The sequence below is a fragment of the Foetidibacter luteolus genome (genome assembly GCF_009650435.1).
Taxonomy (GTDB): Bacteria; Bacteroidota; Bacteroidia; order Chitinophagales; family Chitinophagaceae; genus Foetidibacter; species Foetidibacter luteolus.
Genome location: NZ_VVIP01000073.1, coordinates 68,390 through 87,980 on the forward strand (window position 1 = coordinate 68,390; position 19,591 = coordinate 87,980).

The window sequence follows — 19,591 nt, forward strand, 5'->3', positions numbered from 1 at the left end:
ACCCCTTGCGATAGCTTGGGGGCACCCCCTGAAAACTACTTACTTAAAACCAGGTTTTGGCGTTTCCCTTTGGCGCCTGCGGAAATACAAAACCGGTAACTTTCGGTTCTTCGTCAGGGTATTGCGGTACCAGCGGGGCAACGGCCCGGGCATCTTTTTCTATGGTTGCGCCGTTTTTGGTAATAACCGAAGGGGCATCTGTTTTGCCGCTTACGGAAGCGCCGTTTTCTACAACAATTTTCTGAACACCATACAGGTCGCCGGTTACTTTGCCGAGTACAATAATGGTATCCGCATGCGCAGTACCTTCCAGCATGGCAGATTTGCCAATTACCAGTGTACCCTTAACATTAATGCTGCCTGTTAACCTGCCCCGCAAGGTAACGGAGGAAGATGCTTCTATATGGCCGGTAATATCAGTGCTGCCTGCAATTCCTGCTCCGCTGAACAGCAGGTATTTTAAGGTATTGAGTTTATTGAGCAAGCTGTTGTTATTTGGCTGTTCCATTTGCTGTACCGTTAACTGTTCCGTTACTGTTCTCATTATAAAAAACCGACACTACCGTGCTGGAGTTACCAATGTCAATACCAGCGCAGCGCTGGTGGTTTTTGTCAGATATCCTGAAGGAATTGTACAGGTAGCCAACGCTGGCAAGGTTTTCAGGGTCGGGCGCTACTTCCACCGGTATAGAGTCGCCGTATTCTTCTTTAAACGCGTCAATTATTTCAGGGTAGTAAACGCCGCCGCCCATCAGGTAAATCTTTTCACATCGCTCATAATCCCTGTCTGTAAAATAATGGCGCAGCAGGGGCGCAATTACTTCGCGGTAATACTGTTGCAGAATTTCTTTCCGCTGTTCTTTAATATCAATTTTGGTGCGGTTTAAATAAATAAAACCTTTCATCATGGCTTCATCCAACTGGTGGTTGTTGCGCATTTCCAGGTAATACTTTTTGCTAAGCTCTTTGCCCAGGTTATCTATGGCGTATTGCAGGCCGTGGGAGCTGAAGCAGGTACGGTGCACAAGCCCATCCCCGGAAGCCATACCGCCTTCTATGGTGCCAAAACCCAGGCTGATAGCAATAAAATTCTGGGGCTGTTTATTGTCCAGTATTTTCTTAAGGCCAATAATGCAGCCTACAATTTCAGGTATTACCTCGTAGCTGTCAATTTCAAACGAGGTGTTGGTTATCCTGCCATCGTTGTTAAAAGTGCGGGTATCATATTCCACCAAAAAATGGCGCTTTTTAAAGAACTGTTCAGCAGCCGTTTTGTAAATGTTGTAGGTGGAAAAAGGAAACCCTGTTGTAACAACCAAGGGCTGTTTGGTACGGTCTGTAAGTTGCAGCAGGGAACTTTTAAACAGTATGTCAAAGTCGGTTTCGCCTGGCGAAGTATTGGTAATACGGCCGGGATTAATACCCCCGTTTTTGGCCAGGTTGCCTACGATGTACCAGTTACCCCCGGTTTTTATTTTAATGCCGGAAAGCTGGTCTTTGGCGGAGTTCTCGGTGTTACCAAAGGCGGTCTCGAATACACTCGGGTAGCGTGCGGTAAGTATTTTCATTGGCGTTATATGTACCAGACAAGATAGAACAATCAGCAGATATTTAGGTGTATTCCCTGATAATAAATTTTTAATTGTGACAGGCAGCAAACTGTTTCGACATTATGTTTAAGCGGAGGTGTAATGAGCGGCAGAAAGCGGCACTATTAAGCTTAGTTAAGCAATTTTACGTGGCATAACAGTAAGATTGGAACACTCGTACGCCACATTTTTATTATGCCACTTCTATTGACCGGCATTCTGCCTGGTACCAGCCTTATAATACAATTCGGCCATTTTTTTCTGGTAACTTGTTATCATTTCCGCTTTCTTCATCTTCATGTCTATCAGCTTTGTTTCGCGGCTGTTGATGAGAAACAAAGTGCTTTCCCCCAACTCAAATTTCTGTTGCTCCGCATTTAATAATGCCTGCTGGTTTAATATGCTGGCCGTTTGTATGCCCAACTGCTGTTTATAAGCTGTAAGTGCATTGTAGGAGGCCAGTATTTTGTTTTCGATTTCCCTGGCGGTTTGCTGCTGTTCGTACTCATTGTCCTTTTGCTTTATCCTGACTTCTTTCAGCTTGCCACGCTCAGACCTCAGGAACAGCGGCAGCGAAAAGTCAAGCCCGATTTTGTAATTCCGCCAGTTAACATCATAATATTTCGGGTAATAATCAGCAAACGTGTTGCGGCTGGTTATCAACATGCCGGAAATATTCAGCCGGGGCTTCAGCAGTTCCCGCATGTACAGGTTTTCCAGGTTAAGTTGCTCGCCTTTTGTGCGCAGCTTTAATAACTCCGGGTGTTGGTCTGCCGCGTAGTTTACCAGTGTATCAATCATTACCTTTTGTGGTAACAATTCATTTTCATCCACAGTTTCAGGAACGGCATTGGCGGGCAGTTCCAAAGGCTTTTCGTCATCGCTCCATAAATAATTGCTCAGCAGCAGTTGTGCATTATTTAACTCCACTTCATATTTTGCAAGCTGAATCTCCCTGTCCTGCACGGTTATATGCGCTTCTACGGAATCAATGGCAGCTTTATCGCCCAATACTGCCTGCCTGCTTACCGCTTCATATCTTGTTTGCGCCAGCTTAACGCCATCTTTCAGCAGGATGTACTGGCTATAGGCATAATACCAGTTCCAGTACTGTGTTACCGCATCGTACCAAACGGTAATGATCTGTTTTATTTGTTCCGCTTCGGCATAGCGCACCATTATCCTTGCCTGGCGCAGGGTATTGCGCCTTTCATCTATAATAAGCCCCTGGCCAATAGGAATGGTTAAGCCTACGCCGGATAAACCATCATCAATGGTACTGTATTGCGGGTTGGTGTAATCGCCAGTATTCCTGTCGTAGGTAACTTTTAAATCAGCCCCGGCCAGCCATAGCGGCACTTTTAATTCATTACCCCAGTTATTGTAATAATCTTTATTGCCAAATTCTTTTTTTGAAAAGGATGCTTCAAGTTTTGGGTCAAACTTACCCAGTGATTGAAATACCCTGGCCCTGGCAGCATCGCTTAACAGCGCCGCTTGTTTAACAACCGGGTGATGGTACAGTACATATTGCTGCAGGTGCTGTAAAGAAAATACCTTGCCGCTATCTGCCGGCGCCTGCGCTTTAGCAGAAGCCGCGGCCCACACAAGAAGCAAACAGTTTATAACGAGGTAGCGAATGTTATCTTTCATGTTAATAAAAGCATTTGTTGTCACTGCATTATTTTACCGTTCCAGATGAAGGCTCTTTTTCAAGGCTGGGGGGAAAGCCGTTTAGCTGCCGCCATATCTCATACCATACAGGTACAGACCGGAGAATTACCCTGCCATACACACCTGAGCCCTGCCTTAGCTGCTGAGGCCATGCGTCGTCATTAACCGGTACAGGAATATCCTGCTTAACCAGCAAACGGTACTTGCCATTGCTGCTGCTAACGCGGTCTATTACCGCAACCTTGCCGGCAAACGTGCCTACAGCAACGGCAGGCCAGCCGGAAAACTGAACAGAGGGCCAACCTTCAAACTGCAGCCGTACATTGCTGCTGTCAAGTATCAGCGGCACATCCATCGCGTCAACATATATCTCCGCGGCAACCATTGGCTCCCTGGGTTGCAGTATGCAGATGGATTCTCCTTCCTTAATATTTTCACCTACACCGGCTTTTAGTGTTTTTACCACAAAGCCATCCTGCGGAGCCCGCACAACATACAGGCCCCGGCGTATGGATACATTTGTTATTTCATTCTTTAGTTTTGAAATATCGCCCATTACACTTGCCTTGCTTGACAGGGCGGAACTTAAGTCAGACTGCGCTTTTGCCAATGCCTCCTGGTACTTGGCTTTTATGTTGTCCAGGTCAATCTTCGCGTTAAGCAGGCTTTGTTTTGAGTTATTGAGCTTGTTGCGCTGGCTGATGACTTTGGCAAAATCTTCCTGCAATTTCAATCTGCGGGATTCTATGTCTGTTAAAGAAAACAGGCCATTTTTATAGCCTGCCTCATAGCGGTCAAGCCTTGCCTTGCTGATGTTGTAGAAATTCTCTACTGCAACCAGGTCCGCACTGTCTATCTGCACATAGTTTTCACTTTGTGTTACTTTATTTTCTGCTGAGGAAAGCTGGAATTGCAGGCCGTTTTTCAATGCCCTTATCTGTGCATACGTGGCTTCCATTTTCTGTTCGGCGGCGGTGCTGTTATCCATTTTTGCATCCAACTGCTCATTCAGCCTTTCTGGTAAAGCCGGGTCAAAATAAGACTGGCTTGTTTCCGAAATAACGATAAGCGTATCGCCCTTTTTAACTTCCTGCCCGTCGCGTATTACCCAGCGTTCTATCCTGCCGCCAATCTGGTTTTGAACAGTCTGTGGCCGGTCTTCGGGCCTTAATGCTGTTACGGTGCCGCGTCCCGGAATGGTTTGCCGCCATGGCAAAAACAGTATGATGATGAACAGTACCAGCAGCGCCGTCATAATCCTGCCCAAACGGTAAGCCGCTTTTGGCTGCAGTAATTCTTTGTTTGATTCGAGTGACTGGCTAAGCAGGTTTAAATAGCCAGGTGTATTGTTGTGCATGTTACCCATGTATCAAGTTTTGTTCGTCAAGTTCAAGGTCTGTTACCGCTGCAAGTTTTTCGCTGCCGGTAACCATGTCAAAAATGGTGTCCAGGCTTGTCAGGAATTTCTCCACCGCATAGCTAATCTGTACAATAATTACTTCGGCGGCAACAAACTGCCCCAGCGTCATTTGCCGTTCAACAACAAAATAAGATCCCACCAGCAGCAGGCCGCCCATCAGCATGCAGCGCAACACTACAGAGCTTGCAATGAATTTTTTAAGTATCCTGAAGTGGCTGTTTCGTGCCCTCAGGTAACTGGCATTTATTTTATCTGTCTCCTTCAAAACCTCCTGCATGCCGGCCTGGCTGCCCCTGTATTGCGGAAGCCTGGATGCTACATCTTCCAGGTAAGCTACAAGGTTATATTTGTGAGCAGATTCCTCTATGCTTGTATATAAGCCCTGGCGGTAGTAAACAACCAGCATCAGCGATATAAATACAATGGTAAAAACACCAAACCCTATCAGCACCGGGTGGTAAAACGACAGCAGTACAACGCTGAAAAGAATTTGCACTGCCGCTGCCACAATATCTACCAGCAGTTTGGAAACTCCTTTTTGGATGGTGATGATGTCAAAAAAACGGTTCACCAGTTCCGGTGGGTTTTCATTTTGTAATTCAGAAAGTTTGATGCGCGGCAGCCGGTAAGCAAATTCAATAGAAGTACGGGTAAATATTTTCTGTTCTATTGTTTCTACCAGCGAAAGCTGGCTTATTAACAATATACCGGCTATAAAAACGCCTGTTATTACCACAACAATCAATATATAGGTAGAGCTGTACATGGCCCCGTTGGAAAGCAGGTTATATACCGCTGTTATGCCCAACGGCAGCGTAAGGCTGATAAGCCCAATAAGGCCGGCATAAACAAAAATGTAATTGATGGTAACCCGTTCAAGGTGAAACATTCTGACAAGCCTCTGCCATGGTGTTGGCGCGCCTGCCTTAAGGTGGTGGTTCATTGTTATAAAATTGTAATGAGCTGAAAAATAACCCTGCTACAGCCGTGAGAAAGCTACAGTAGCACAATAATCATGATGGCAGCCAATACCTGTACACAGGTGAAAAAATTTGTATTTAACTGGGGCAATTGGGTGGTGGGGTAGGTACGCTTAAATGCCACGATTGGGTTTGGGTATGGGGGGCATAATACAGGCCTGCAATAAAGTGGCAGTTTGCATACTGATATTCTGAGCCATAGGTAGAATACTCGTATTCCGAAACGGATTTCTTGCATTCCGTTTTTTCTTCGCTGCTTTGGTTACTGTCTTCTTCGTTATCGGCAGTCATGGCAAATTTTGCCTTCACCTTATAATCAAGGCATGCAAAAGAAAACCTGGCCACAAATATGCCCAGGAATAAAACGGTTATCAACAGCCTTATTGGTAAGAATAATTTTGGTTTCATTGCTGGTTTGCAAATTTAGCATGCGGCCTGTTTTTAATTGTTACACATATCTTATAAAATTATTAGAATGTCATTAGAGTTTTGGGCCGGTGGTTATGTTATTCCGCAAAGATTTTATGGGCCGGGCAGAAGAACAAATATATGGCTGCCGTTGCGTCGCACTCTTGTACGGTTGGATTCGCTATGCAGCTTTTCCTGCAGGGTAGTTTTTTCTTGTGCCTTGCTGTTCAATGTTCAATTGTTCAACGTTAGCAGCGGGCATTGAAGAACTTCTGCACTTCGTCATTGAAGCATATTAAAGCCTTTTCAACTTCAACAGACTTGTAACCCTGTAACTGGTAACTGGTATCGGGCTGTCGGGTGAGGGATTGAAGCGGATACCTCGGTGAGGCCATTGCAGCAGGGCTTCTGTGCCGGAGTATGAGCGGAAAGCCCGGCCCCTTGCGCAGCTTGGGGACACCCCCAAGTACGAAGGCAGAAGTACGAAGTACCTTTCTTATGTAAAATGGTTGATGTACGATGTAAAAATAAAGTACAAACGATGCTACCCCTTCTCGCCATTTACCAATCACCCACTTCGGCCAAAAATCTACCAACCAATCCCATAATCCTCACCGTGATTGCTGGAGCCCCCCCAAAAACTACCATGTTTCCAGTCAAAGTAAATGGCATTAACCGGGCCGGAGGTACGATCATCGAAGCTGAGCGTATATCCCATTTTTCTTAATTCTTTGCGCACATAATCCGGGGTGTTATCGTTGAGCAGCAAATACCCCGGCCTTGGGTTACGGTCTGTTATTTTGGCGCCACCCAGCGACAGGTATAGCTGGTCTGAATTGATGTTGGGCGCTTCAACGGCTTCCTGAACAGTCATGCCAAATTCTACCATGTTTAAAAAAAACTGCAGCAGGTTTTGGTCCTGGGTATCGCCGCCCTGTACGGCAAAAGAAAGAAAGGGCTTTCCGTCTTTCATGGCAAGAGATGGTGTAAGTGTAACCCTGGGCCTTTTGCCGGGCTCTACCACGTTAAATGGGTTTAATGCAGAGTCAAGCACAAAGCTTTGCATGCGCTGGCTCATGCCCACGCCCGTGTTGCCGGCAATGCAGGCAGGCAGCCATCCGCCGCTGGGCGTAATGGAAACAACCCAGCCATCTTTATCCGCCGCTTCTACGGATGTTGTGCCGCGCCAAAGCCTGTCGTGGTACAATTCCTCGTCCTGTTTAGAAGTAAAAAATGTCATACCTGTAGCGTCGTGCGAGGGCGTGGCGCCGCCGGATTTTTTTTGCCGGGATGTATCGGTTGTAAAACCTCTTTTGTTTAGCAGTTGCAGGTAAGGGTTTGTTTTACCTTCAAAAGGGTAGGGGTCTCCCGGGCCTGCGGATGCGTTGTTGCTTTCAAAGTTAATAGTAGCAGCCCTTTGCTTGGCGTAGGCCTTGCTAAGTAAACCGTTAATAGGCTCCTGTGGGGCAAAGTAAGGGTCGCCATAATAAAAGTCCCTGTCAGCAAATGACAGGTTCATGGCCTGGTACAAAGTATGTATGTAGCGGGCGGAGTTATAGCCCATGCTTTTAAGGTCAAAGTTTTCCAGTATATTCAATGCCTGCAGCATGGCCGGTCCCTGCGTCCATTGAGATAGTTTATAAACATCTATGCCCTTGTAATTAACTTTTAAAGGTTCCTCGGTTATTACCTTCCATTTGGCCAGGTCTTCCATGGTAATAAGCCCGCCCTGCTCCTGGCAGCCTCTTACAAATTCATGGGCTATATCGCCCTTGTAAAAGCGGTCGTATGCAGCATAAATAGCTTCTTTCCGGTTTTTGTTTTTTCTCAACGCATCCTGTTCCGCATCCACCATTTTTTGCAGGGTGGCCAGCAAGTCTTTCTGCACAAAAATTTCACCCGCTTCAGGTGCTTCTCTTTTGCTGCCTTCATGCGGCAAAAACACTTTTTTTGAATAAGGCCATTCTTTTATCATTTTCTTACCTCTTTCCATGCTGTTGGCGGTTTGCGCTTCTATGGCATAGCCTTCGGCCATTTCCATGGCAGGGGCCAATACTTCTTTCAGGCTCATGGTACCATATTCAGCCAGCATGGTGCAAAGCCCGCCCGGTGTGCCCGGTGTTACCGCCGCCAGCGGACCGTATTCAGGCGGAAAGCTGTATCCCTTTTCCTTAAAAAACCCGGGGGTAGCGCCTGTAGGTGCAACGCCCAACGCGTTAATGGCTATTACCTTGCCTGTTTTAGGATTGTATATAAGGGCCTGTGTTTCGCCGCCCCAACTCAGCACATCCCACATGGTACAGGTAGCGGCCAGCATAGCGCAGGCCGCGTCAATGGCATTGCCGCCTTTTTCAAATATCATAGAGCCTGCAGTGGCCGCCAGGGGTTTGCCAGAAATAGCCATCCATTTTTTACCGTGCAACGGCGGTTTTTGCGTTTGTTGGGCCGTAGCGGCAAAACATAGAACGATTAGCAGTGTGGTTAAGCAGTTTTTCATGGTATAAATATAAACCACATCATTCTTTAGTTTATGTATTTGCGCTGCTGCGCAGCTTAAATCGGTAAAGAAGAATTTTTTGGAGGCCAGCGACAATGCTGCTATTGGGCTTTGGTTGTGTCACTCACTTGTACTGCACCGCTATGGGCGGCTACTTAACCCGCATCCCACAACATTGCGGATAGGTTTTTACACTATCCAGCAGTTGTCCTCCTTATGGTTATTTCAGCCGGAACAGCGATACTTTTAACAAACACATTTGCTGCTGTACCAGTACCAGCTATATTTTCAATAAAAATTTTTCTACCTACCAATTGGTAGGTATCTTTGCGCCCCATGTCAACAAGGGAAGCCATTATACATATTGCTGACCAGCTGATAAGAGACAAAGGTTTTAACGCCTTTAGCTTTTATGATATATCCAAAGCATTGGGCATAAAGAATGCTTCCATACATTATTATTTTCCTACCAAAACCCGGCTGGGTGTATCTGTGGTTAAGGCACACCAGGCAGAAGCAGAACGGCTTATGAGGGGAGTGGAAAACAGTGACCCTGTTACAAAACTTAACGCATTTCTTTCTATTTACACGCACACGAAGGCAGAAGGCAGGGTGTGCATTGTGGGCTCGCTGGCTACAGACCTGCACACGGTAGATGCGGAAATACAGGAAGAGTTGAAAAAATTTGTAAATAGTATCATTCATTGGGTTACGGGCATACTGGAAGAAGGAAAAAAGCAAAATATTTTTTTCTTTACCGTACCTGCCCGTACAAAGGCATTAATGGTTATTACCAATATGCTGGCCTCTGTTCAGCTAACGCGGTTAACCGGCGATAAAGATTTTACCGCCATCAAAAAAACAATATTAAAAGAACTTAAAGCATAACAAATGAAAAGAGTAGTTGTAACCGGTCTCGGCGCTTTAACGCCCATCGGCAATAACACAGAAGATTTCTGGAACGGCCTTGTTAACGGTGTAAGCGGTTCGGCGCCCATTACCAGGTTTGATACTTCGGCTTTTAAAACAAAATTTGCCTGCGAACTGAAGAACTTTGATCCGCTTAACTTCATTGACAAGTCCGAGGCCCGCCGCAACGACCTTTTTACACAGTATGCTTTAATAGCGGTGGAAGAAGCCGTGAAGAATGCCGGTATTAATTTTGAAAGCCTTAACCGCAACCGTATCGGCGTAATATGGGGCTCTGGCAACGGCGGTATTATTACGTTTGAAGAACAGGTAAAAGAATTTGTAAAGGGCGATGGTACCCCCCGTTTCAGCCCGTTCTTTATCCCTAAGATAATAGTGGATATTGCTTCTGGAATAATTTCTATTAAATACGGCCTTAGGGGGGTAAACTTTACCACGGTTTCTGCCTGTGCTACATCCAATACAGCCATTATAGACGCGTTTAACTACATAAAGTGGGGTAAAGCCGATATGATTATTACCGGCGGTTCTGAGGCGCCGATAACCGCCAGTGCGGTGGGTGGCTTCAGCGCGGCAAAAGCACTTTCTACCAATAACGAAAACCCGGCAGGTGCATCCAGGCCTTTTGATGTTAACAGGGATGGTTTTGTAATGGCCGAAGGCGCCGGCGCACTGGTACTGGAAAGCCTTGACCATGCCCTTGCACGCAATGCAACCATTATAGGCGAAATAGCCGGCGGTGGCATGGCTGCGGATGCCTACCACATGACGGGCACCCACCCTGAAGGAGAAGGCGCCTACCTGGGCATGATGGAAGCCATTGCGGATGCCGGCATCCAACCTTCTGATATTGACTACCTTAATGCCCATGCTACCTCTACACCTTTAGGCGATAACAGTGAACTGAGGGCCGCTGAAAGGGTTTTTGGTGCTGCCCCGCAACTGCACATTAGCGCTACCAAATCTATGACAGGCCACTTGCTGGGCGCTGCAGGCGCGGTTGAAGCTATCGCTTGCATTAAAGCCATTGAGCAGGGCATTATACCGCCTACTATTAATACCACCCAGGCTGAGCCTGATTATGCACACAAGTTTAACCTTACACTGGGCCAGGCAGTTAAGAAAGAAGTGAACTATGCCATGAGCAACACGTTTGGCTTTGGCGGGCATATTGCTACGGCGGTATTTAAAAAGTATTGGCCGTAAGCAATGGTTAGGTACCGGTTGCAGTTATAGGTTGCCAGACTGTTGAATTGCAAGTTGATATAAGTAAAATGGAACGCTTATAAAAAAGCAGGCGCAATACCTGCTTTTTGCTGCCCGACATCCTCTTTATCTAAATTCCATTTCCTGTTCAATATGCAATCCCTACATTTGCCCAAAACGTTTTTTATGGCAGAACAACAACAGAACAGCCAGTTGAATATTGAAATTAGTGAGGAAACCGCTGAAGGTACTTATGCCAACCTTGCCATTATTACCCACAGCCACGCCGAGTTTGTTATTGATTTTGTGAATGTGATGCCCGGCACACCCAAGAGTAAAGTAAAATCAAGAATTATATTTACGCCCATGCATGCCAAGCGCTTTATGAAAGCACTGGAAGAAAATATTGACCGCTACGAGCAACTGAACGGTAAAATACAGGACCTTGAACAGGTTGAATTCCCTCTTAATTTCGGCGGGCCCACAGCACAGGCTTAAACAGTTTAATATTGGTATGTTTAGTGTTTAATGTGGAACGTAGCGGTAAAATGCCCTGCCCGGGTCTGAAAAGCCGCCCAATGAACTGAACGATGAACGGATTGCGACGCAACGATGATGCTATGAAATGCGATAGCTGGTATCAAAAAAAAGCTATGGTATTCTATGGAACAAACATGGAACAATCAAACATGGAACAACCACACCTTTTTAATCCAGGCTAATGCCCACACGTATGGCTTTAAGGCCGGCTACGCCCTGCAGGTCTTCCAGGTCAAGGTGCTCCACATCATCCAGCAGGTAGCCGCCGTTTTGCAGGTACTGAATGTATTTAAGGTATTCATCCGCGTCTTTCTGGTTAAAATATACCAGGGCTATTTTGCCAGGCTGCGTAAGGCGTTCGTTGGTGTTTTTAATGTGTACTTTGTCAATGCGTTTTTTAATTACCTCGTAGCGAATGTTATAAGCGCCTTCCACATCAAAACGTCTTTCATCATTTCGGAAGCTGATGTCAATGGTATTGGTGTGCACCAGTATTAACTGCGTGGTGTGCAGTTCTTTTTCCATTTTAGGCAACAATGTATGCGCCAGACGGGCAATTTCACTCATGGATGCTACCTGCCACAGCCGCAGGTTTTTAAGGTACAGCGGGTTGAATACTTTTTGCGGGGCAATGGACTGGCCTACGTAAATATCGTATTCAATACCATCGCTCCTGAATTTTTCAAAATAAGTGGGGTAGGTTTTTTGCAATTCGTCACGCTGTGTTTCCAGGAAATTGCTTACAGAAGTATTGATCAGCTGTATGGAGGCTTCCAGTTGGCGGCGGTTTTCAAACACAATGCCGGTTTGCGGGTCGCTTTCTGCAAAATAATGGTCAACCGTTTCAACAGCTTCAGGAAAGTTATCCCTGAAATAGCTGAGAAAAGGCTTAATGTCGTTTTCCAAAAAATCAGCCAGTCTTACTTCATCATCTGTGGTAAGAAAATCACGGGTACGCTCCATCCATTTTTTACACTTATAAATGGTTTCATCCAGCAGGCCCAGCTTAATATTTTTCTTCAGGTCATCCAGTGTATTCATCAGCAGCATAAAATGCTGGTGCATATCTTTTTGCAGTGAAATATTGCGCTCTACAGATGAGTTGCGTATATCAATTGCGCCATACAGCGGGTACACTTCTTTAAAATAAATGTTCTTTACCTCGTCTTTTTTACCGGGGGCAGTATTCTTTAAATACTCCCAGGCCACTTCGTTAAACTTCCATTCAACCGCGGGTTGAAGGGAAGTGAATTTCTCTTTGATAACCGTTTGCAGGCTGGCTTCAAAAGCATCTACCCGCTGCTTTAAAATTTGCGCCAGCAGCGGCAGTATGTTATCAATTTTGCTGATCATTTTTTCGTTCAGCACATTCTTATGCAGCGTGGCCATTTCCAGTACGCCCATTAGCTGGTTATTCCAGAAAAGGGGTATGATCATAAAACCATTGTAACCGTTTTGAAACAGCGCCCCCAGGAACGGGTATTTTTCAAGCACACTGCTCGAAATATCCGGCACATAGAACGGCCTTGTTTTTTTGGCGTAGTTCTGGGCCATGTCAGAATAGCTGCTCTCAGAACAATTTGCTTTGGTGCACGACTGAACAAATATGCTGGTACGGCTGCTTTCGCTGTCCAGCACATAGCGATCGTTTACCTTTAAAAAAGGAAGCAGGCCTATATCAATATCCTTGTGCTGCATCAGTGTTCTTATAGCCGTTTGAATATTGTCGAAATATTCGTCGTTATAAGGACTTGCGTTAATGATGGCGTTCTTGATGATTTCGGTAGTGTAGTGCGCCGTAATATCCGTAAGGCCGGCAATGGCAAAACCTTCAAAAGAAAAATTGGCCAGCGGCAACTTTTCCTGCAGTATATCAAGGTCTTTATCGGTAAAGCTAAGCTCAGAAATTAAAGCGGGTATATCCAGGTCGGGCAGGCGGCCCTTTACTTTTACCTCAATAAACCTGGGGTCAACGGTAAGTTTAAAATAGCGGTTAAGATTGGTTTCGGGGTCGTGCATTACATGCACCATTTCGCCTGAAAAATTTGTTTTTACATGGTACAGTTTTTCCGCAATAAGGGTATATATCCAGGAGAGCCTGAAAACGGCCGCCTTGTCAGATGTAATGTTTTTTGTTGGCTTAAACTCGTTGGTAACGGGGTCAAAGCAAAGTTTGTAAAATGCCTCGGTGCAATAGAATATAGTGGGCGAAAGTGGTTCGCTCAACGCAAACATGCTTTCGTCATCTTCATGTATCAGCGGAAAAACGGTGTCTTCAATAAGCGGAATAACATCGTTGTATTGCGCAAAATTGTTCAGGTAAACCTCGCCGCGCAGTAGTTCCGGGTGGCGCTCAAACCTTCTGAGTATAAAGCGGTACAAGGTGGCACGTATATCCCGCTCATCCACAATTTTGTGCCGTAAATAATTGATATAAGGAAGAAAGGAAAGTTTTGTTTCCACAATCCGGAAGCTTTCCGGAAGCGACTCTTTTTTATGTAACAGTCCGATACGCATAACTCAACAAATCTGTGCGCAAAATTAACAATATTGCGCAATGCCGTGCTAACCTAAAATGAGGAGCGGTTTTGCCGCCCCCCGGGGCCGGATGGACAAGATTTTATGGTGGCCGGCAGAGGAATTACTATGAGGCGTCCCTTGTGTCACTCACTTGTACGGTTGGATACGCTATGCAGCTTTGCCCGCGGGGTAGGGGGTGTGCTTTATCTACCGGTTATCTTTTCCGCAAAAGCTATAATATGGCCATCCGGGTCGGCAAAATAACATGCTTTGTCGCCCCAATCCCGGTTGGCAACGGGGCTTACCAGTGTAGCCCCTGCCTGTAAGGCGTTATCAAATTCAAGCTGTATGTTTTCTACGTAGAAGTATAGTTCGCAGCGGGGTATTCCACGGCCTTCGTCCGGGTGTGGTGTTGTACCTGCCAGAATTTTGGCAATACCCTCAGTAGGCATTAATCCTAATTTGGCATGTTCAGAAAGCCTGAATTCAGTCATGCCCGGCACGTTTAACTCACCATTCACCATTCACCACTCACTACTCCCCACTCACCATTCACTACTCACCACTCACCCTCTCACATCACCCACGGCTCACGCATTGGTTTAAATACAAGCGCATTGGCAGCGGCGTCGTCAACAAACTCCTGCTTTACAGGATCAAACTTCAGGTTGCGGCCCAGTGTAAGGGCTACTTTACCCATGTTCACCAGTGTGCAGGAGCGGTGCCCGTTTTCTTCGTTCAAAGCGAACTTTTTGCGGTTCTTTACGGCGTCCACAAAATCCGTTACCTGCGGCAGCGGGTCGGGAAATTCGGCCAGCTTCTTCTGCAGGTCTGGTATGTCTGATTTAAAGCCGGGGTACAGTTTGCCCTTCGGTCCTTCTATATAAGCCGCAGTGGTAAGCGAGGCATCGCCATCAAGTACAATCTGGCAGCCGTCATCGTAGGTGTAGGTAATGCGGCGCCAGGTGCCCACCGCATCGGGGTGCTGTTCCGGTGCATCTATCTCTACTGATACCGGGCTGGTATTGTCCTTGCCTAAAAAGTATTGGATGGGGTCTATATAGTGCTGGCCCATATCACCCAGGCCACCGCCGTCATAGTCCCAGTAGCCGCGGAAAGTTTGGTGTACCCTGTGCGGGTGGTAAGGCTTGTATGGCGCAGGGCCCAGCCACATATCATAATCCAGTTCGGCAGGTATGGTTTCTGGCGTAAGGTTGGTTTTGCCTACCCAGTAAAATTTCCAGTCGAAACCCGTGTGTTTGCTAACGGTAACCTTCAGGGGCCAACCCAGCAGGCCGCTCTCCACCAGCTTTTTAATGGGCTTAACAGTAGTGCCCATGCCATAGAAATTATCTTCGAACCTGAACCAGGTGTTCAGCCGGAAAATGCGGCCATGTTGCTGCACGGCTTCCACCAAACGTTTGCCCTCGCCAATGGTAGCGGTCATTGGTTTTTCGCACCAGATGTCCTTACCGGCCCTCGCCGCGTCGGCGGCAATAATGCCATGCCAGTGCGGTGGGGTGGCAACGTGTACAATATCTACTTCCGGTAGCTGGATCACTTCCCGGTAATCACTAAAGGTTTTGATGCCTTTGCCGCCGGCCTGTTCAAGGCCTAGTTGCAGGTGCTTTTTGTCCACATCGCAAAGTGCCACCACCCGGGTGCCGGCATAGCCAAAATGCCCGCGGCCCATAGAGCCGGTGCCTATAACGGCCTTGGTCAGTTGGTCGCTGGGCGCCAGGTAGCCCCGGCCCAGCACATGCCTGGGCACAATGCTGAATGCCGCGATCGTTCCTAATGAGTTGCGGAGAAATTTTCTGCGAGACAGGTGTTTTGCATTCATCGGAGGTAGTTTAGTGAGCAGTGTTTTTATAAGCCGATGAAATTACAGGTATGGTTTGGTTTATGGTGGCAGTATATTGGCTTTTTTTTCAATAATTATAACAGGAGGGGAGGGGTGAGGGGTGAGTGGTGAATGGTGAGTGGTGAATGGTGAGTGGGGAGTGGGGAGTGGGGGCGTTCCTTCGTCATTCAACATTCCCTGTTCCTTGTTCGATATTCATTTGGTGAGTGGGGGCTTTCCCTTCTTCATTCAACATTCCTTGTTCCTTGTTCGATATTCATTTGGTGAGTGGGGAGTAGGGGCATCTGTTTCATCATTGAGCATTCCTTGTTCCTTGTTCGATATTCTCATCGTGAATGGTGAATGGTGAACGTGACAGTGTCTCGCTTTGTCGTTCAACTATGTCCCAGCGGGACATATTGTGGGTAGAATAGCCATTTACGTTCTATTTTGTTCCGGAGGAACATTTTGTGCTCATCCCCGCAATACAAGCACAAAGCGTTCCCCTGGAACGCAGGCTAATATCCCCGCAATATTCTTCCTACAAAGTGTTCCGCGGGAACACAGGTCCGGTAATGCGCATATTCTACCTAATTTTAGATTCAACATTCCTTGTTCCTTGTTCAAGATTTTCACCAGCGGCCTTTAAGTCGCCCGATGAGATAGAACCGTACACCCGTTATATCAAAACCGGACAGTCGCCCTTGTTGACTTATCCATTAATTTATTGATTATCAACCCAACCAGAAAATGGCATTAAGTTAGACGAAGATATTCGTATTAAAATATCATCCGCAATTCTTTTTACTGAAAAACACAGCTTATGTTTCGCAATTATCTTAAAACGGCCGTAAGAAGCCTGCTACGCAACAAAAGTTACCTGCTAATCAACATCAGCGGCCTTGCCACAGGCATTGCCGTATGCCTTGCTATTTTTGTAGTGATTCAATACGAGTTAAGCTTTGATGAATTTCATAGTAAAAAAGACCGGATTTATCGTGTACTTACCAAAGGGGAAAAGGATGATGCCGTTGCCGCCGTTCCCGCTCCTTTGCCCACTGCACTAAAAAATGATTTTCCGCAACTGGAACAGGTGGCGGGTGTATTTGGCGTAGACAATCTGCCTGTACTGGTGATGGATGCCCAGGGTAACCCTGCAAAAAAGTTTAAAGAAAAAAGCGGCGTATTTCTTGCAGAACCCTCCTTCTTTAAAATTTTTGATTTTCCCTGGCTTGCAGGTAACGCCACTACCGCACTCGCCGAACCAAAATCGGTTGTTCTTACCAGGAAAACGGCGGATAAATATTTTAGTGACTGGAAAAAAGCCATCGGTCAGCAAATAAAAATTGATAACCACGTCCTGTTAAAAGTAACGGGTGTGCTCGCTGATGTACCCCCCAACACAGACTTCCAGGTTACGATGGTGATGCCTTATTCTTTTTTGCCTTTTGTTAAATCTACAGACTGGGTAAGCATTAACAGCAACCACAAATGTTATGTGCTGTTGCCAAAGGGCGCCACCGCCGAGGCCTTTAGCAAACCATTGATTGATTTCTCCAGGAAGTACCGTGCTGCAGACAGCAGGGTCATTCAACTGCTTCAGCCCGTGCGTGATTCACATTTTGATGAAAAAGCAGGTAATTATCTTGGCAAAACAATCAGCAAAGAACGCATCCGCACCTTATGGTTAATCGCTGCATTTATATTGCTGATCGCTTGTGTAAATTTCATTAATCTCTCCACTGCGCAGGCCGTTAACCGGGCCAAAGAGGTAGGTGTGCGCAAAGTGCTTGGAAGCAGCAGATACCAGTTGAAAAAACAATTTTTACTGGAAACTTTTTTACTGGTGCTTAGCTCGGTGATGATGGCTGTGGCGCTGGTGGCCCTTATCTTACAACCCATTAACCTGTTACTGGATATCTCTTTATCCATTTCTCTATTGCAGCGCCAGGAAGTGCTGTTTTTTCTTGTAACCGTTACTACTGCGGTAACACTGCTGGCTGGTTTTTATCCGGCCCTGGTGCTTGCGGGGTACAATCCTGTTACTGCGCTTAAAAGTAAGTTTACTGCCCGCAGCAATAAAGGCATTACCTTAAGGCGAGGGCTGGTGGTTTTTCAATTTGTAATAGCGCAGGCGCTGATTATCGGCACTATGCTCATCGCCAAGCAGATGAACTATTTTCGCAATGGTGCCATGGGTTTTAATAAAGATGCCCTGGTGAATATTCCTTTTCAAAACGACAGCGCAGGCACCAGTAAGATTGATTACCTGCGTAACCGGTTACTGCAAATGAAAGGTGTAAGCATGGTGAGCTTTAATTCCCAATCGCCTTCTGATGTAGACAACTGGTGGACGGGTTTTAAATTTGACCATGCCACGAAAGACGTGGATTTTGCAGCCATCAGCAAATTTGCAGATGCCGATTATGTAGCTACTTACCAGTTGCCGCTTGTTGCCGGCCGCAGCCTTACCCGAACCGATTCTGTTCGTGAGTTCCTGGTGAATGAAGCGTTGGTTAACAGGCTGCAGCTTCGCCCGGCTGAAGTGCTTAATAAAGAGATTGACTTGTGGGATGGACGCATTAAAGGATTGGTGGTGGGTGTGATAAAAGATTTTAATGCTGCTTCCTTTAAAGATTCTATCTCCCCTGTATTCGTAAGTAATGTTAAAAGAAGATATAACACGGCAAGCGTAAAGATAACCGGCACCGGTATTCCGGCTACGGTTAAAAGTATTGAACGACTCTGGAACAGCACTTTCCCGGAAAATGTTTTTGAGTACCAGTTTATGGATGAAAAAGTGGCCAGTTTTTATAAACAGGAAGCACAGCTTTCCAAACTCTACACCTGTTTTGCCGCTATTGCCATTTTCCTGAGTTGCCTGGGTTTATACGGGCTTGCCTCTTTTATGGCGGTACAACGGCTTAAAGAAGTGGGCATAAGGAAGATACTTGGTGCTACTGCCGGCAATATTGTTTACCTGTTCTCCCGGGAATTCATCTTACTTATTACCATTGCATTTGTTATTGCCTGTCCGCTCACCTGGTATTTTATGTATGGCTGGCTTCAAAACTATGTATACCGTACCAGTCTTAGCTGGTGGGTGTTTGGGATTGCAGGTATTTCAGCGGTGATCATTGCTTTAATTACGGTAGGGTTTAAGGCGTTGAATGCTGCGTTTACCAACCCGGTAAACCATTTGCGTACGGAGTAAAGAACTTTGCTGATTAAGCAACCGGTAAGAAACGATTATTCATTTTTTTGAGCAACATTATCGTGCAGTACCTTATGTGCATCGCCGCATAGTTTCGTTGCTGCATAGAAGCTCCTTTAGTCATGTGCCGGTTATTTTACAGGGTGTTCACAAAACTTTGTTCTGGCCTCTTTGTTCGATATTCTTTTGGTGGGTAGTGAGTGGTCAATGGTGAGTGGGTTGTTCCATTTCGTCATTCAACATTCCTTGTTCCTTGTTCGATATTCTTTTGGTGAGTGGTGAATGGTGAGTAGGGGCATCTGTTTCGTTATTCAACATTCCTTGTTCCTTGTTCGATATTCTTTTGGTGAATGGTGAATGGTCAATGGTGAGTGGTGAGTAGGGGCATCTGTTTCGTTATTCAACATTCCTTGTTCCTTGTTCGATATTCGTATGGTGAGTGGTGTACGTGACAGTGTCCCACTTTGTCGTTCAACTATGTCCCAAAGGGACATATTGTGGGTAGAATAGCCATTTACGTTCTACTTTGTTCCGGAGGAACATTTTGTGCCCATCCCGCTGATACAAGCACAAAGCGTTCCCCTGGAACGCAGGCTAACACCCCCGCAATATTCTACCTACAAAGTGTTCCGCGGGAACACAGGCCCAGTAATGCGCATATTCTACCTACTCTTAGATTCAACATTCCTTGTTCCCTGTTCAATATTCACTTGGTGAGTGGTGAGTGGAGGGGCTGTTCCACTTTATTCAACATTCCTTGTTCCCTGTTC

At 46.1% G+C, this 19,591-nt stretch carries 14 protein-coding genes; 4 read left to right on the top strand and 10 right to left on the bottom strand.

Going from position 1 to position 19,591, the window contains the following annotated elements; all coding sequences use genetic code 11:
- Nucleotides 1-43: 43 nt before the first annotated feature.
- The 7 genes from F0364_RS23760 to F0364_RS23790 form a co-directional block, all read right to left on the bottom strand.
- Complete coding sequence (locus F0364_RS23760) at nucleotides 44-508, bottom strand: bactofilin family protein (protein ID WP_207632850.1); 465 nt, start codon at nucleotides 506-508, stop codon at nucleotides 44-46.
- Nucleotides 492-1,568 (bottom strand): ParM/StbA family protein, encoded by a 1,077-nt coding sequence (locus F0364_RS23765; protein ID WP_153800318.1) that lies wholly within the window; start codon nucleotides 1,566-1,568, stop codon nucleotides 492-494. Before F0364_RS23765 ends, F0364_RS23760 begins: the two co-directional genes overlap by 17 nt.
- Nucleotides 1,569-1,793: 225 nt before the next feature.
- On the bottom strand, nucleotides 1,794-3,242 hold the full coding sequence (locus F0364_RS23770; RefSeq protein WP_153800319.1) for a TolC family protein: 1,449 nt from the start codon (nucleotides 3,240-3,242) through the stop codon (nucleotides 1,794-1,796).
- Between the two features lie 28 nt (nucleotides 3,243-3,270).
- Nucleotides 3,271-4,629, bottom strand: coding sequence for an HlyD family secretion protein (locus tag F0364_RS23775; protein WP_153800320.1), 1,359 nt, complete (start codon nucleotides 4,627-4,629; stop codon nucleotides 3,271-3,273).
- Complete coding sequence (locus F0364_RS23780; protein ID WP_153800321.1) at nucleotides 4,622-5,626, bottom strand: ABC transporter transmembrane domain-containing protein; 1,005 nt, start codon at nucleotides 5,624-5,626, stop codon at nucleotides 4,622-4,624. The genes F0364_RS23775 and F0364_RS23780 overlap by 8 nt, the downstream gene beginning before the upstream one ends.
- A gap of 115 nt (nucleotides 5,627-5,741) precedes the next feature.
- Complete coding sequence (locus tag F0364_RS23785; RefSeq protein ID WP_153800322.1) at nucleotides 5,742-6,071, bottom strand: hypothetical protein; 330 nt, start codon at nucleotides 6,069-6,071, stop codon at nucleotides 5,742-5,744.
- A gap of 589 nt (nucleotides 6,072-6,660) precedes the next feature.
- Nucleotides 6,661-8,568, bottom strand: a complete 1,908-nt coding sequence (locus tag F0364_RS23790) for a gamma-glutamyltransferase family protein (RefSeq protein WP_153800323.1) — start codon at nucleotides 8,566-8,568, stop codon at nucleotides 6,661-6,663.
- A gap of 336 nt (nucleotides 8,569-8,904) precedes the next feature.
- Here F0364_RS23790 and F0364_RS23795 point away from each other — a divergent pair, with 336 nt between their 5' ends.
- From F0364_RS23795 to F0364_RS23805, 3 genes are all read left to right on the top strand, one after another.
- Nucleotides 8,905-9,456 carry a TetR/AcrR family transcriptional regulator gene (locus F0364_RS23795; RefSeq protein WP_153800324.1) on the top strand — a complete coding sequence of 184 codons (552 nt, stop codon included), beginning with the start codon at nucleotides 8,905-8,907 and terminating at the stop codon, nucleotides 9,454-9,456.
- A 3-nt stretch (nucleotides 9,457-9,459) separates the two neighbouring features.
- Nucleotides 9,460-10,704 (top strand): beta-ketoacyl-ACP synthase II, encoded by a 1,245-nt coding sequence (gene fabF, locus F0364_RS23800; protein ID WP_153800325.1) that lies wholly within the window; start codon nucleotides 9,460-9,462, stop codon nucleotides 10,702-10,704.
- A 186-nt stretch (nucleotides 10,705-10,890) separates the two neighbouring features.
- Nucleotides 10,891-11,202, top strand: a complete 312-nt coding sequence (locus F0364_RS23805; RefSeq protein WP_153800326.1) for a DUF3467 domain-containing protein — start codon at nucleotides 10,891-10,893, stop codon at nucleotides 11,200-11,202.
- Between the two features lie 210 nt (nucleotides 11,203-11,412).
- Here the strand turns inward: F0364_RS23805 and F0364_RS23810 are convergent, their stop codons facing one another.
- The 3 genes from F0364_RS23810 to F0364_RS23820 all read right to left on the bottom strand — a co-directional run bounded on the left by F0364_RS23810 (nucleotide 11,413) and on the right by F0364_RS23820 (nucleotide 15,607).
- Nucleotides 11,413-13,707, bottom strand: coding sequence for a GAF domain-containing protein (locus F0364_RS23810; RefSeq protein ID WP_153800327.1), 2,295 nt, complete (start codon nucleotides 13,705-13,707; stop codon nucleotides 11,413-11,415).
- Between the two features lie 260 nt (nucleotides 13,708-13,967).
- On the bottom strand, nucleotides 13,968-14,258 hold the full coding sequence (locus tag F0364_RS23815; RefSeq protein WP_207632851.1) for a VOC family protein: 291 nt from the start codon (nucleotides 14,256-14,258) through the stop codon (nucleotides 13,968-13,970).
- 80 nt (nucleotides 14,259-14,338) lie between these two features.
- Entirely contained in the window at nucleotides 14,339-15,607 is a 1,269-nt protein-coding gene (locus F0364_RS23820) for a Gfo/Idh/MocA family oxidoreductase (protein ID WP_153800329.1), read from the bottom strand.
- Nucleotides 15,608-16,430: 823 nt separating this feature from the next.
- Here F0364_RS23820 and F0364_RS23825 point away from each other — a divergent pair.
- A complete protein-coding gene (locus F0364_RS23825; protein WP_153800330.1) occupies nucleotides 16,431-18,821 on the top strand; it encodes an ABC transporter permease in 2,391 nt (796 codons plus the stop codon).
- The last annotated feature ends 770 nt before the right edge of the window (nucleotides 18,822-19,591 follow it).

Coding starts and splice junctions, on each gene's coding strand:
- F0364_RS23760 (WP_207632850.1), bottom strand. CDS start 508: ATGGAACAGCCAAATAACAACAGCTTGCTCAATAAACTCAATACCTTA.
- F0364_RS23765 (WP_153800318.1), bottom strand. CDS start 1,568: ATGAAAATACTTACCGCACGCTACCCGAGTGTATTCGAGACCGCCTTT.
- F0364_RS23770 (WP_153800319.1), bottom strand. CDS start 3,242: ATGAAAGATAACATTCGCTACCTCGTTATAAACTGTTTGCTTCTTGTG.
- F0364_RS23775 (WP_153800320.1), bottom strand. CDS start 4,629: ATGGGTAACATGCACAACAATACACCTGGCTATTTAAACCTGCTTAGC.
- F0364_RS23780 (WP_153800321.1), bottom strand. CDS start 5,626: ATGAACCACCACCTTAAGGCAGGCGCGCCAACACCATGGCAGAGGCTT.
- F0364_RS23785 (WP_153800322.1), bottom strand. CDS start 6,071: ATGAAACCAAAATTATTCTTACCAATAAGGCTGTTGATAACCGTTTTA.
- F0364_RS23790 (WP_153800323.1), bottom strand. CDS start 8,568: ATGAAAAACTGCTTAACCACACTGCTAATCGTTCTATGTTTTGCCGCT.
- F0364_RS23795 (WP_153800324.1), top strand. CDS start 8,905: ATGTCAACAAGGGAAGCCATTATACATATTGCTGACCAGCTGATAAGA.
- fabF (WP_153800325.1), top strand. CDS start 9,460: ATGAAAAGAGTAGTTGTAACCGGTCTCGGCGCTTTAACGCCCATCGGC.
- F0364_RS23805 (WP_153800326.1), top strand. CDS start 10,891: ATGGCAGAACAACAACAGAACAGCCAGTTGAATATTGAAATTAGTGAG.
- F0364_RS23815 (WP_207632851.1), bottom strand. CDS start 14,258: ATGACTGAATTCAGGCTTTCTGAACATGCCAAATTAGGATTAATGCCT.
- F0364_RS23820 (WP_153800329.1), bottom strand. CDS start 15,607: ATGAATGCAAAACACCTGTCTCGCAGAAAATTTCTCCGCAACTCATTA.
- F0364_RS23825 (WP_153800330.1), top strand. CDS start 16,431: ATGTTTCGCAATTATCTTAAAACGGCCGTAAGAAGCCTGCTACGCAAC.